Annotated in this window: 7 protein-coding genes; all 7 read left to right on the top strand. The window is 73.1% G+C overall.

Going from position 1 to position 14,766, the window contains the following annotated elements; translation table 11 throughout:
- Window positions 1-23: 23 nt before the first annotated feature.
- The 7 genes from AB0230_RS04625 to AB0230_RS04595 are packed head-to-tail and all read left to right on the top strand — an operon-like array spanning window position 24 to window position 14,601.
- The gene (locus AB0230_RS04625) at window positions 24-1,160 is read left to right on the top strand and encodes a serine/threonine-protein kinase (protein ID WP_363387172.1); all 1,137 of its coding nucleotides are present in this window, start codon (window positions 24-26) and stop codon (window positions 1,158-1,160) included.
- On the top strand, window positions 1,157-7,132 hold the full coding sequence (locus AB0230_RS04620; RefSeq protein WP_366374220.1) for an Ig-like domain-containing protein: 5,976 nt from the start codon (window positions 1,157-1,159) through the stop codon (window positions 7,130-7,132). The genes AB0230_RS04625 and AB0230_RS04620 overlap by 4 nt, the downstream gene beginning before the upstream one ends.
- A 41-nt stretch (window positions 7,133-7,173) precedes the next feature.
- A complete protein-coding gene (locus tag AB0230_RS04615; protein ID WP_366374218.1) occupies window positions 7,174-8,139 on the top strand; it encodes a MoxR family ATPase in 966 nt (321 codons plus the stop codon).
- A gap of 39 nt (window positions 8,140-8,178) precedes the next feature.
- Window positions 8,179-9,555: a DUF58 domain-containing protein gene (locus AB0230_RS04610; protein ID WP_315993653.1), complete on the top strand. Its 1,377-nt coding sequence runs from the start codon at window positions 8,179-8,181 to the stop codon at window positions 9,553-9,555.
- Window positions 9,552-12,062 carry a transglutaminase domain-containing protein gene (locus AB0230_RS04605; protein WP_366374216.1) on the top strand — a complete coding sequence of 837 codons (2,511 nt, stop codon included), beginning with the start codon at window positions 9,552-9,554 and terminating at the stop codon, window positions 12,060-12,062. The genes AB0230_RS04610 and AB0230_RS04605 overlap by 4 nt, the downstream gene beginning before the upstream one ends.
- Window positions 12,059-13,741: a DUF5684 domain-containing protein gene (locus AB0230_RS04600; protein WP_366374214.1), complete on the top strand. Its 1,683-nt coding sequence runs from the start codon at window positions 12,059-12,061 to the stop codon at window positions 13,739-13,741. The genes AB0230_RS04605 and AB0230_RS04600 overlap by 4 nt, the downstream gene beginning before the upstream one ends.
- Window positions 13,738-14,601 (top strand): hypothetical protein, encoded by an 864-nt coding sequence (locus AB0230_RS04595; RefSeq protein WP_366374212.1) that lies wholly within the window; start codon window positions 13,738-13,740, stop codon window positions 14,599-14,601. The genes AB0230_RS04600 and AB0230_RS04595 overlap by 4 nt, the downstream gene beginning before the upstream one ends.
- Window positions 14,602-14,766 lie beyond the last annotated feature (165 nt).

Here is a 14,766-nt window from a genome sequence, read left to right as displayed (position 1 = left end):
CGTCGTCCGGGGGAGGGGGCTCGATGCCGCAGCGGCTTCCGTCGTCGCCGCCCATCCTGCCCGGGCTGGCCTACATCCGTCCTCTGGGGTCGGGCGGTTTCGCCGACGTCTTCCTGTACGGGCAGGACATGCCCCGTCGCGACGTCGCGGTGAAGGTCCTCCCCAGCGACGTGCGCGACACCGACCTGCTGCGCATGTTCAACGCCGAGGCCGACGTGCTCGCGCACCTGTCGGCGCACCCCTCGATCGTGACGGTCTACCAGGCGGGCATCTCGGCCGACGGGCGCCCGTACATCGTGATGGAGTTCTGCCCGGGCTCGCTCGCCCAGCGCTACCGCGTCGAGCGCATGCCGGTGGCCGAGGTGCTGTCGATCGGCGTGCGCATGGCCGGAGCTCTCGAGTCGGCGCACCACGCGGGGCTCATCCACCGCGACGTCAAGCCCAGCAACATCCTCGTCACCACCTTCGGTGCCCCCGTGCTGGCCGACTTCGGCATCTCGTCGTCGCTCGTGCGCCAGGGGGCCGATGAGATGCTCGCCATGAGCGTGCCGTGGAGCGCCCCCGAAGTCGTCGCGGAGCAGACCGCCGGCACGATCGCGAGCGAGGTGTGGAGTCTGGGCGCCACCGTCTATTCGCTGCTGGCGGGGCAGAGTCCGTTCGAGCGGCGCGAGAAGGGGCAGAATTCGCGCGAGCAGCTGCGCCGCCGCATCGCTCGCGCCTCCTACACGGCCATCTCCCGGTCGGACGTCCCGCCGTCGGTGCAGGACGTCCTCGCGAAGGCCATGGCGCGCGACCCCGCCCAGCGCTACCCGAGCGCGCGCGCCTTCGGCGAGGCGCTGCAGGGGGTGCAGGCCGAGATGGGCGTGCCGGCGACCCCGCTCGAGGTCCCCGCGGCCGAGTGGGCACCCGCCGCCCGCTCCATCGACTTCGCCGACGGCACCGTCCGCGGCCCCGCGCGCTCGCGCATCGAGCGCGAGATCTCGCGCAAGACGCGGGACTCCTCGGGCATCACCGGGTACGCACGTGACGAAGACACCGACATCCAGGCCCCGGTCTCGACCGCGTCGCGGGCGCTGCCCTGGGTGCTGGCCTCCGCGACCCTCGTCACCGCCGGCGCGGTCGTCGTCGCGGCGCTCTACGCCACGGGGGTGCTGCGATGAAACGCCGCACGCTGGTCGGGCTCGCCTCGACCCTCGTCGCCGCGACCCTCGTCGTGACCGCGAGCATCGTGTGGCCCGGCCTCGACGCGCAGCAGACCCCCGAGGTCGACACCTCGGTGTGGGCGCTGCAGACCGGTGACGGGCAGCGCTACGCACGCGTGAACACGACGGTCGGCGAGCTCGACACGGTGCGCACCGCGGGCAATCCGAGTCAGGTGGCGCAGGCGCACGACGGTGCGTACCTGTTCACCGACAGCTACAGCAAGCTCACCCGCATCGACGAGGCGCAGCCCGTCGACCTGGAGCAGGACCAGCTCGAGGCCGCCCCCGACACCCCGCCCGGCACCACCTCGGTCGCCACGGCGGGCGACTACGTCGTCTACCGCACCGACACGGGAGCCCTCTTCGCGGGGCGGCTGAGCCAAGCGGGTCAGCGCGCCGCCGAGCTCGACCCCTTCGGAACCGCCGGTGACGACGAGGCCGTGTCGTACACGGCGGATGCCATCGCCCTCGACGACCGGGGGATGCTCTTCGCCTACTCCTCGGTGGACCAGTCCGTGATCCGGTACGACATCGACGCCGACGAGGTGCGCGCGCGCGACGCCTTCGACGTGACGGTGACCGCTCCGGTGATCTCGGCGGCCGGCGACACCTGGGTGCTCGTGGATCCCGAGGCCGGCCGCGTGTGGATGCGCGGCACCGACCCGGTCGACCTCGACCTGGGGGACCAGGTCTCGGTCGGCGACGCCGACGCGGGAGCCGATGCCGTCTTCGTCGCCGACGATCAGTCGCTCTGGACGATCCCGACCGACGGGTCCGGACCCCGGCGCGAGGTGGGCGGGGGAGGCAACATCCTCGGGCAGCCCGCGCGCCCGCTCACCCACCAGGGCGTCACCTACGCCGCCTGGCTCCTCCCGGGCGACAGTCGGGGCACCCTGTGGCGGTCGGACCAGGGCGAGATTGACCTCGCCTACGACGGAGCCACCATGCCCGACCAGCGGCGCCCGGTGTTCGTCGCGACCGATCACGCCGTCATCCTGAACGAGACGCGCACCGGCTGGGTGTGGACGGTGCCCGACGGCGCCCTCGTGGCATCCAGTCAGAACTGGTCGCTCGACGACCGCACCGAAGAGGCCGCCGTCCAGAGCGAGGAGCAGCTGAGCGTCGTCCTCGACCCCAAGCCGCCCATCGCCGAACCCGATGCCTTCGGGGTACGGGCGGGGCGGCTCAACACCCTTCCGGTGCTGTTGAACGACCACGATCCGAACGAAGACGTGCTGAGCATCGTGCCCGAGAGCGTCACCGGGCTCGATCCCGGCTTCGGCAGGCTCTCGCTCATCGACTCCGGTCAGCGCCTGGCGGTGCGCGTCGAGCCGGGAGCAACCGGCACCGCGACCTTCAGCTACGCGGTGACCGACGGCACGACGGCCGACGGACTCACGTCGGCACCCACCACGGTCACCCTGACGGTCTCGCCGGCGGAGTCGAACGCCGCCCCCGTGTGGTGCGGCACCGACAAATGCCTGCAGCAGTGGCCGACCCCCGAGGTCGCGCGCGGCGGCACCCTCACGGTCCCCGTCCTGCCCGGCTGGGTAGACCCCGACGGAGACCCGCTCCTGCTGCTCTCGGTCGACAACCCGAGCGGCGTCGGCACGGTCGCCGCCACCCCCGGCGGAGACGTCGTCTACCAGCATGCCGACGACGGGTCGGGCGGCGAACAGAGCATCCAGCTCGACGTCACGATCGCCGACACCGCAGGGGCCACCACGACCAAGCCCCTCGTCATCCGGGTGGCTCCCGATCCCACTCTCGCAGTGCAGTCCTTCGCCACCGTCGACACGGTCGGCACCTCCCTCGCCGTCGACGTCGGCCCGCACGTCACCGGCACCGCCGGGGAGATCTCCCTCGGCTCGGTCCGCGTCCTCGACGACGCCGCCGCGACCGCGACCGTGGTCGGCGGCAGCACGGTGTTCGACTTCACGGCATCCGAGCCCGGTGTGTACCGCGTCGACTTCACCGTCAACGCCGGGGGTCGCGACGCCACGGGGACGGCTCGCATCACGCTCCTCCCCGCCGACGCGCCCGCCCAGTTGTCGACCGCCCCCGTCGTGGCCTTCGTGCGCCCGCAGGAGGATGCGACCCTCGACGTGTTCAGCGCGGTGTCCAACCCCACCGGCCGCGTGCTGCTGCTCAGCGACGTGACGCCCGCGGCCGAGGAGGGGGCCTCCCTCACCGTCGACACCGTCGGGCAGAACGATCTGCGCGTCTCGGGCTCCACCGCCGACGGCGGCGCGGGGCTGCTCGGTACCGTCGACTACACCGTCAGCGACGGAACCGACGACGAGGGCTCCCGCGTGAGCGGCGAGGCGACCGTCTACCTTCTCCCGCCGGCTCCCGAGATCGCGCCGATCGCCGTCGACGACACCGTCACGGTGCGCGCGGGGGCGCAGATCGACATCCCGGTGCTCGACAACGACATCTCGCCGGCCGGAGGGCGACCGAGCCTCGACCCCTCCAGCGTGCAGGCTCAGCCGGCGAGCGACGCGCTCGCCTTCGCGTCGGGCGGCGTGCTGCGCTATCTGGCGCCGACCACGCCCGGCTCCTACGAGGTGACGTACCGCGTCTACACCACCGGTACGCCCGCCCTTTGGGACGAGGCGACCGTGCGCATCACGGTCCTCGGCGGCGAGGCCAATCGGGCGCCCCTCCCCGACACCCTCCAGGGGCGCGTCCTCAGCGGAGGCACGACGACGATCGATTTCCAGGGATTCGGCGTCGACCCCGACGGTGACGCCGTCTCGCTCGACCGCATCGTCGCCCAGCCCGACCGGGGCACGGCATCCGTCTCCCCGGACGGGTCGTCGATCGTCTACTCGTCCGTGCCGGGCGATCGGGGGCAGGTGTCGTTCCGCTACCGCGTGGCGGACTCCTCGGGCGCCACGGGCGAGGGCACCGTGCGCATCGGAATCCTGGATGCCGAGGCCAACCCGAGTCCGATCACCTTCACCGACTACGTGCAGGTGCAGGCCGGGGGAGACCGCACGATCCGGGTCAGTCCGCTCGCGAACGACATCGATCCCACGCAGGGGCGACTGACGCTCACGGCGGTGCGGCCCGACCTTCCCGAGACGCTCGTCGACGGCAGCGCCAACCCGGAGTACGCGCGACTCGACGGGTTCGTCGACAGCGTCAGCGACACCGGCGTGGTCCTGCGCGCGGGCGACGAGCCCGGCACGATGTCGTTCCTGTACGACGTGGAGTCCGATTCCGGCAACACCGGGCGCGGACTCATCGTGGTCAAGGTGGTGCGCGAGAGCGTGCCCGATTACCCCGTGGTGACCGACACCGTGCTCACGGTCGAGAACCGCGACGACTTCACCACCGGGGTCGACGTGATCGCGGGCCGCGCGACCTGGTCCGGCGGTGAGGTCGGCGACCTCGAGGTGGCGCTGTGGGGGCAGCCCACCGACGTGCGCCTCGACGGCCGGCGCATCTCCGGCGAGCTGCCCGCGACCCGTCGCGTCATCCCGTTCGCGATCACGGGCCGCGTCGGCGACGCCGACGTCACGACCTACGCGTTCCTCCGCGTGCCGGGCGACGACGACCTGACCCTCGCGCTTCGCCCCGGATCGGCGCAGCGGGTCGATGAGCTGGCCTCGGTGCAGTTCGACATGGCATCCCTCGTCGCCCTTCCCCGTCGGGCCGCGCTCGAGGTCGGCACCGACGTCTCGACCACCGGCGTCCGCGCCGAGGGACGCTGCTCCGTCACCGGGTCGGTCGTGCAGTACGACGCCGGGACGGGCTCGCCGTGGACCGACGCGTGCCGGGTGCCCGTGCGGGTGGCGGGGACGCAGGACTGGACCGTGCTCTCGGTGCCCATCGGGGTGGTCGCCCGCGATCCGCAGCCGGAGCTGCGCCCGGGTTCGCTCACGGTGGGCCCCGGTGAGACGGCCACTTTCGACCTGCGCAACATGACCTCGTGGCAGCTGGGGCGTGAGGACTGGGCCGGGATCCGGTACGCCCTCGACTACAGCGGCTCCGCGTTCCAGGTCTCGCTCGACGGATCGGTCGTGACGGTGGTCGGCGGCGACCGCTCCGTGCCCGGCACCGACAACGCCGCCGTCATCTCCGTCACCAGTCACAACGCCGTCGCTCCCGCGCGGCTCGTCCTCCGCGTCGGCGCGGCGCCCTCGACGCTGCCCCAGGGCGGAACGACGTCGTCGCAGTGCTCGCAGGCTCAGGGCTCGAGCTGCTCGATCGACGTCATCGGCATCAGCGGTGAGGTCAACCCGCTGCCGCGGACCCCGCTCGAGGTCGTGGGCGTGCGGCCCACGGCGGCGTGCACGGGCGTGACCTTCGCCGTCGGCTCGGCGTCGAGCGTCGTCGCTTCGTGGACGGCCGACGCCCCCGGCGCCACCTGCAGCGCCAGCGTCACGCTCCGCGACGCCCAGGGGCGCTCGACCGCGTCCACGCGAGATGCCCGTGTCGTGCTCGACCTGCTCGGTTACCCCCGTTCGCCCGCGAGCGTGCGGCAGACGGCTTTCGCCGACGGCTCGCTGACGCTCCGGGTCGATCCGGGCGAGGCCCGTCGCGCCTACCCGGCGCTCAGCGGGTTCACGGTCCGCTCCGGCGGCGAGGTCGTCGCGCAGTGCGGCCCCGATGGCGGGTGCCCCGTGATCTCGGCCCCGAACGGCGAGCAGCGCGAGTACGTGGTGACGGCGGTGAACAGCGTCGGCGAGTCGCGTGGCGCCGTGCGCACGACGGCATGGGCCTACGCCTCCCCCGACAGGCCGAAGTCGGGCGACTTCGCGCCCGTGAACAACGGGGGTGACGGAGGCGTCGCGGATCTCGCCATCCGCGGCATCGACTCCGCCGAGACCGGCTCCCTCGAGATCGTCAGCGCCGCGGGGCAGAAGCGCACCGTCGACATCGGCCGCAACCAGGAGAACATCTCGGTCGACGCGTTCCCGGTCGGGAGCAACTCCTCCACGCAGATCACGGTCACCCCGATCTCGCGCTTCACCGTGCCGCCGGGGCTCGGCGGCTCGCAGAGCGGTCAGGCGCTCGTCTTCACCGCGCACGGCGTCGGCAAGCCGCAGCAGCTCGGCCTCACGCTCACGTCCGAACCCCAGGGCGGCGGCAAGGTGACGATCGTCGCCACCGGTTCGGCGTCGAAGAACGGCGACGGTTCCGAGGTGCGCTACGGCTTCGCCATCGACGGTTCGTGCCGCGTCGGTGACGACGGGCCGCGCCGCGAGTTCCCGGGGAAGGACGACGGGGTGACCTACACGGTCCGCATGTGCGTCGATTCGGTCTACGAGGGTAAGAGCTACGGCTCCGACCAGATCGAGCAGAGCATCGACGCCGCGCAGGACACCTCCGCCCCGCAGGGCTACACGTTCCGCGTGAACGCGTGGCCCGATGTGAGCGGCGACACCGCCCGATGGAAGATCACCCGCATCGAGGCGGGCGACAAGCCGCCGCGCACCAACTCGGTCGTCTACGACAACTGGGACAACGGCACCTCGGCGTACGACAGCGATCCGAACATCGGCGTCTACTTCCAGCACGACCTGTGGCCGGCGCGTTCCGACCGCGGTGTCGTCAAGCCGGCATCCGGCAGCGCCCCGTACCAGGTGCAGGCGAGGGCGTACATCGACTCCTGCGTCGCCGGCAGCGAGCTCAAACTCGGGTGGAAGACCAGCAACGGCGAGGCGCGTACCTCCACCGACCGCTCCGGCGTCGTCTACTACGACAAGAGCGGCAAGAAGCTCGACGCGAGCGACCCGACCGTCGTGCCGAAGGGTGCCACCCGCGTCGAGAACGCGAAGGTCCAGGTCAGCTGGTCCGCCAAGGGCTGGGGTCTGGATGACGCCACGCTCGTCACGGGCGGCACCTGCGACCCCGGCAAGGCCGACCCCTCCGAGCCGCCGAAGGGCGACCCCTCGCAGCCGCCCCAGGGCAACGGCTGATCCCGGCATCCATCCATCCCCCACAGGAAGAACGCACCGACATGACGATCACCCAGGAGCAGGCCACCTGGTTCTCCCAGACCTTCTCGCAGATCGCCGACAACGTCGAGCGTGCGGTGCTCGGCAAGCGCCACGTCGTCGAGCTCGTGCTGACCGCGATGCTGAGCGACGGGCACGTGCTGCTCGAAGACGTCCCCGGCACCGGCAAGACCTCGCTCGCCCGCGCCGTCGCGCAGTCGGTGCAGGGGACGAACACCCGCATCCAGTTCACGCCCGACCTGCTCCCCGGTGACATCACGGGCATCACCGTCTACGACCAGAAGAGCGGCGCGTTCGAGTTCCACGGCGGGCCCATCTTCGCCAACATCGTGCTCGCCGACGAGATCAACCGCGCGAGCCCCAAGACGCAGTCGGCCCTGCTCGAGGTGATGGAGGAGGGCAAGGTCACCATCGACGGCGTCTCGCGCGAGGTGGGCGTGCCCTTCCTCGTGCTCGCCACGCAGAACCCCGTCGAGCAGGCCGGCACCTATCGCCTGCCCGAGGCCCAGCTCGACCGCTTCCTGCTGCGCACGTCCCTCGGCTACCCCGACCACGCGGCGACCGTGCGCATCCTCGACGGCGCCCCCGTCGCCACCGCCGACCTGCGCCCGATCATCACCCCCCAGGCGCTGGTGGGCATGGCCGATCTCGCGGCATCCGTCTACGTCGACGCGCTCGTCCTCGACTACATCGCCCGACTCGTGGATGCCACCCGCACGGCCGACGAGGTCCGCCTGGGCGTCAGCATCCGCGGCGCGCTCGCCCTCACGCGCGCCACGCGCGCGCGGGCCGCGTCGCAGGGCCGCACCTACGCGACGCCCGACGATGTGAAGGCGCTCGCCGTGCCCGTGCTCTCGCACCGGCTCATCCTGCACCCCGAGGCGGAGTTCGACGGGGTCACGCAGGAGGCCGTGGTCGGCCAGGTCCTGCTCGACACGCTCCCGCCGACGCAGCGCGAGAGCGCGTGACGCCCGTGCGCCGTGTCCGCACGGATCGGGGGGTGAGCCATGCCTGATCCGAACGTCACCGAGTCGCGGCTCACGCGCACCTCGGCCGCGACCGTGGCTACGGGCTCGCGCACGTCGATCACCTCGACCGCCACCCGCCGGCAGCGCCGTATCGTGCGCGCCGCGGTGCAGGCCGCCGAGACATGGCGCGTCATCACCGAGGCGGTGGCCGCGGCCCTGTCGTGGGCGGGGCGCACCGTCCGTCCCGCCGGCGCCGTCGTCGCGATCGCGGCCACAGTGGGCCTCGCGCTCGGCGTCGTCTTCGGCTGGGTCGAGTGGATGGTGGCGGGCTCGGCGGCGCTGCTGCTGCTGCTCATGAGCGTCCCGTTCCTCTTCGGCGCACGCGCCTACGACGTCGATCTGGCTCTCGAGCACGAGCGCGTCACCGCCGGGAACGGCGTCACGGGCGAGATCGTCGTCCGCAACGACAGCTCGCGGCCGGCGCTGCCGGGGCGTCTCGACATCCCCGTCGGTCGCGGTCTCGTCGAATTCGGGGTGCCGTTCCTGCGGCCGGGGCACAGCAGCACCGAGCCTCTCGAGATCCCGCCGCTGCCGCGCGGTGTCGTGCGCGTCGGGCCGGTGACCACCGTGCGCAGCGACCCGGTGGGACTGCTGCGACGCGAGCACGCCTTCGACGACGTCCACGACCTCTTCGTCCATCCGCGCACGGTCGGCCTGCCGTCCACGAGCGCCGGACTCGTCCGCGACCTCGAGGGCAACGCGACCCGGCGTCTCGTCGACGCGGACATGTCGTTCCACGCCATCCGCGAGTACGCCCCCGGCGACTCGCAGCGCCAGGTGCACTGGAAGTCCACGGCCAAGACCGGGCGCCTGATGGTCCGCCAGTACGAGGAGTCGCGCCGCTCGCGGATGGCGGTCGTGCTCGCCGCCGCGACCCAGGAGTACGCGGATGCCGACGAGTACGAGCTCGCCGTCTCGGCCGCCGCCTCGTTGGGTCTGCGTGCCGTGCGCGATGCGCGCGACATCGACATCGTCACGGGCTCGGAGATCCCCCGCGTGGTGAAGGGCCGGCTCCGGGCGATCCGTCACATCCCGGTGGTCTCCCCGCGGGCGATGCTGGACGGGTTCAGCGCCATCCAGCGCCACGAGAACACCATGCCCGTCGAAGACGTCTGCCGGCTGGCATCCGAGGCGAACGAGCGCCTGTCGATCGCGTTCCTCGTCACCGGCTCCCTCGTGCCCCTCGCCCGCCTGCGGCAGGCGGCGCTCGCGTTCCCCGCCGACACCGCGGTCGCCGCGGTCATCTGCGACGAACGCGCGCACCCGCGGATGCAGAGCGTGGCGGGCCTCACCGTGCTCACCATCGGCACCCTCGACGACCTCTCCGGTCTTCTGGTGCGGGGAGCCACCTCGTGAGCGGCTCGCGCGACCGCGTGCCCCGGCGTCGCCGTGAGGCGTCGTCGGCGCCGCGGTGGACCGCCGCCGCGCTGTACACCGCGGTGTCCGCGGCGCTCGCCGCGGTGGCGGCATGGCCCATCTACGCGGCCGTGTCGTTCCTCGTCCTCGTCGTCGCGGCATCCCTCGCCGGGGCGGCCGTGGTGACGCTCGTCGCGTGGCGGCGCGGGAGCGGATGGGCTCTCGCCGCCGGGCTCGTCGCCGCCTTCACGCTCCTGGCCGTCCCTCTCGCCGTGCCGTCGCGCCTGACGTCGCCGCTGGACGTGCTGCGCGGGCTCGGCGAGTCCTATGCCGGCGTGGTCGTCGCCTGGAAAGACCTGGTCACTGTCGACCTGCCGGTCGGTGCGTACCGCAACCTCCTGATCCCCGCCCTCGTGGTCTTCCTCGTCGGCACCGCGCTCGCCCTCGCGCTCGCGGGGCGCACCGACCGATGGGCGGCCATCGCGGTCGTCCCCGGTCTCGGGATGAGCGGTTTCGGCCTGTTCTTCGGCCGCACGGCGACGAGCGCGCCGCTCACGATCGGACCCGTCGTCCTCGCCGCTCCCGTGGAGACGGTGGTGGGCCTGGCGGCGCTGCTGTCGGCCGTGCTGTGGCTGGCGTGGCGCGCCCACGACGAGCGTGCCCGCGCGCTCCGCCGCGCGAGCGAGGTCTCCGCCGCGCAGGTGGCCCCGGGGCGCTCCCGCACCGACCGTCGACGCGCCGCGCTCGGGGTGGCGATGGTCGCCCTCGCCGCGGTCGTCACGGTCGCCGTCGTGCCGTGGGTGTCGCGGGGAGCGGAGCGGGAGGTCCTCCGTTCCGCCGCCGGACCGCAGGAGCAGATCGCCGAGGCCGTGAGTCCGCTCGCGCAGTACCGCGCCATGTTCTCGGACGCCCGGGCCGACGAGGTGCTGTTCCGTGTGAGCGGCGAGGGGACCCTGCCCGAGCGCATCCGTCTGGCCACTCTCGATGCCTACGACGGGGAGATCTTCCGCGCCTCGGGCGAGGAAGGAGCGGGCTTCGTCCGCCTACCTTCGACCCGCGACGCCGGCGAGGGTCGCACGATCGCAGCCGAGGTGGAGATCGTCGATCTCGACGGGATCTGGATGCCGACCGCCGGCCGTCTCGCCTCGGCGACGTTCGAGGGCGATCGGCGCGGCGCTCTGGCCGACCGCTTCTACTACAGTGCTTCCGCCGAAGCGGGGGTGCAGACCTCCGACGGAGGCCTGCGCGCGGGGGACCGCTACGAGCTCTCGGGTGTGGAGCCCGCCCCCGTCGACCTCGCGTCCGTGACAGCTCCCGGAGCGCCGCAGGGGGTGTCGGGCGGAGACAACCTGAAGAGGTGGGTCGAGGAGCACGCGACAGGCTCCGACGGCGCAGCCCTGCAGGCCCTCGTCCAGCTGCTCCGGGAGCGCGGTTATCTCAGCCACAGCCTGGCCGCGCCGGGCACCGCCGCTCCCGCGTGGACCGCCGACCTTCCCGGCTATCAGCTGCAGCCGAGCGCCTCGGGTCACTCCCTCGCGCGCATCGACCGCATGTTCGAGCGTCTCCTCGATCGCGAGGACGACCCGCGTGCGGAGGCGACCGGCAACTACGTCGCCGCCGTCGGCGACGACGAGCAGTTCGCGGTCGCGACGGCGCTCATCGCCCGCGAACTGGGCTTCCCCGCCCGCGTCGTCGTCGGTACGCGGTTGGAGACCGCCGACCCGACCCTGTCGGCGTGCGACGCGGGGGAGTGCCGACCGCGCGACCTGACCGCGTGGACGGAGGTCGAGGGCGCCGACGGTCGGTGGGCGGCCGTCGACGTCACCCCGCAGTGGGAGCAGTCGCCGAGCCTCGAGGTCACCCAGCAGCAGGACCCCGAGAACGTCACCGAGGTGCGTCCCGACACCGTCGAAGAGGTCGTCCCGCCCGAGCCCGTGCAGGAGGACGACTCCCGCGACGACGACTCCCGCACCGACGAGGGCATCGATCTCGCGTGGCTCTGGCCGCTGCTGCGCACCGCGGGCATCGCCGTGCTCGTCGTGCTGGTGCTGTTCGGGCCGTTCCTGGCCGTGCTCATCGCCAAGGCGCTGCGCCGCCGCGGCCGTCGACACGACCCCGATCCGAGGGGAGCGATCGCCGGCGGGTGGGACGAGTACGTCGACGCCGGACTCGACGCGGGGCGTTCCGTGCCGCGTGCATCGACCCGTCGCGAGGTCGCTGACGCGTTCGCGACGCCCTCCGGCATCCGCCTGGCCGCTGATGCCGATCGCGCCGTGTTCGCCGCCGACCGGATCACCCCCGACGAGGTCACCGCCTTCTGGCGCATCGTCGACGACGAACGTCGCGTCCTCACCCGTCAGCGCGGCTTCTGGCGCCGAGTGCGCGCGGCCGTATCGTTGAGATCGTTCCTGCGGTTCCTCGCCCCCCGGCCTTCTCGGCGGGGGTCGCCGCATCGCGACGAGAGGGGGAAGCGTTCCGCCACGGCGGCGGGGCGCGACACGACATGACCGATTCGACGACGCTGGTCCTGGGAGCGAGCTCGCTCGCCCTGGTCGTGGTGCTGTACGTCTGGCTCGCTCTCGCCCTGGCCGCGATGTTCCGCAAGATCGGCGAGCCGGTCTGGAAGGCGTGGGTGCCGGTGGTCAACGTCGCCACCGTGCTGAAGCTCGGCGGGTTCTCGCCGTGGCTCGTGCTGATCAACCTCGTGCCCCTCTTCGGCTTCATCGCCTTCTACGTGGTCCTCGTCGTGGCGGTCCACCGCATCACCGTCGGATTCGGCGCGGGCGGCGGCCTCACCGTGCTGGGCGCCGTCTTCCTCGTCGTCTGGGCCAGCGTCCTCGGCTTCGGCTCCGCACGGTGGGAGGGCGACGCCGCCCGCGGTGCCGACGAGGACTCCGCACCCGTTCGCCGCGGACGCGACTTCCAGGGCCCGTACGTCCCGCTGATCGGCGGGTGGACGCCCGAGGCCGAGCCCGCCCCGGACGACCGCCCCGCAGCCGACCGCCCCGCAGCCGACCGCTTCGTCGACGCGGCGCCGCCGGTGTCGGAGCCGGTCGTGCAGCCCTTCGCCGCCCCCGCCGGTTCGTTGGCCGATGCGGTCCCGTCCCCGAGCGACTGGGCCCCGCCGACCGATCTCGCGCCGGCCCGTCTCGACGGACACCGCTCGACGGACCGGTCCGTTCCCGCCGCCTCCGGATCGGTCTTCGAGGTGCTCGACGCGCTGCGCGACGGCGCTCCCGCGGGGGCCGACGGGGCCGCGCCGCGAGATCGGGCCGATCAGCAGGCCGGGCCCGCCGACGTCGACATGAAGCCGGATGCCGAGCAGTCCCCGACGGGGTGGGTCCCCCGCTTCGCCGAGCCGCCCGCTGAGCCCGATGGCGACGCCCTCGCGACCCGCGCGCTGCTGCTGCCCGGGGCTCCCACCCGTGGCGCGTCACCGGCCGCGCGGCGCACGAGTGATCCCACCGATGTCGAGTCGGCCTCCCCCTCGGCGGCACCGGCGTCCCCCGCGGCGGATGCGGCACCCGATCATCCCGTCGACGACGGCCCGTCGCCGTGGGCTGCTCCCGCGCGCCGCGAGGCGGAGGAGCTGGACGAGGCGCCCGCGATCATCCCGGAGGCACCGCTCACGCGGCCCGCGGCGACGCCGGTTCCCGCTCCCCGCGTCTCCCGGACCCCCGCCGACGAGTTCCCCGAGCTCTCCGAAGCGGTCTCGGCCGTACCCGACGCCCCCGACGCGGGCGCTCCGCGCTCGGCCCGCACGTCGGTGTCGGCGTTGTACACGCGCCCGGAGGTCCCGTCGGACGACGACTTCGACGCACTCGACCGCACGGTCGTGGCGCGGCGCAAGCGCATCCCGTGGGCGCTGATCGCCCCCAACGGCGAGACGGTCGATCTGACGTCGTCGGTCGTCATCCTCGGCCGTCGTCCCGGCCCGGATGCCGCGCACCCCGACGGTCAGCTCGTCCCGATCGTCGACGAGACGCGGACGGTCTCGAAGACGCACGCGCGCCTCGAGCTGCGTGGCGACACCTGGTACGTCACCGACCTGGAGTCGACGAACGGCGTGCTGTTCGCCACGCTCATGGGCACCGAGGTGGAAGCTCCCCCCGGCGAGGAGATCGAGGCGGGCGAACGGTTCTTCCTCGGCGACGCGGAGGTGCGCCTCACTCGGAGGAACGTGTGAGCGGTCCGTTCGACCGAGCCGACGATCCCGACGAGGTCACGCTGTGGGCGGGCCGACTGCGCCCCTGGCCCGCGAACCCGCCGGCCGCGGCTGACGGTGGCTCACCCGCGGCCGCCGACGCAGACGACCCCGACGACGCCACCGTGCGGTCCCACGCGGACGACCTCGACGACGCCACCGTGCGCTCCGACGTGCGGGAGCCGGACGACGCGACGGAGATCGCTCGTCGTGCGGATGCCGTTGCGGAGCCGGACGACGCGACGGTGATCGCCCGGCGCGTCGACATCGCAGCGGACGCCGACGATCGCACCGTGGTCGCGCGGCCCGCCGCTCTGGAGGCGGAGCTCGACGACGCGACCGTGCGTCGTGCCCCGGTGGAGGAGCGCGCGGCGCGCAGCCCGGAACTTCTCCCCGTCGACGACACCGAGCCGGGGCTCCGTGCCCGGCGCTCGTCCGCGCCCGCCGTCGAAGAGTCACCCGACGACAGCACACGACCGCGTCGCGCGCCCGGCGGAGTCGACGACACCCAGGCGGGTACGCGCCGCGCGCGTCGTGCCGATGCGGCCGATGCCTCCGCGAGCCGACGGTCGGTGGACGCAGGACCGCAGGCCGTCGACGGGGCGGTGCGCGAGGCGCGCGTACCCGCCGCCCTGGGGCGCGAGATCTACGATCCGCGGGTCGATGCGCCGATCCGGGTGGCGCGTTCCGTGCCGCCTGCGCGGTCCGGGCTCCGCGACGATCCCGCCCTCGTGCGGCCGCGGCCGGCTCGACGGGGCGCCTGGCGAGCACTGCTGATCGGTACCGCGGTGGTCCTGCTGCTGGCCGCCGGCGCGGCGGCGGCGGTGCTGCTCCTGGGCTGAGCGGGCGGCATCCTGACCGTCGGCTGGGGGAGACGCGTGCACGTTTGCCCGTCCTCCGGGGAACGCGTATCATTGAGCGGGTGTGCGTTCACGCGCGCCGTGCGTCGTGCCTTCGGGTAGGTCGTGCGGATCAACGCTCGCACCATCTCAGGGACTGGCCTGCGA

Source organism: Microbacterium sp. NPDC089190 (assembly GCF_040701795.1).
Classification (GTDB): Bacteria; Actinomycetota; Actinomycetes; order Actinomycetales; family Microbacteriaceae; genus Microbacterium; species Microbacterium galbum.
This window is presented reverse-complemented; position numbering and strand designations above follow the sequence as displayed.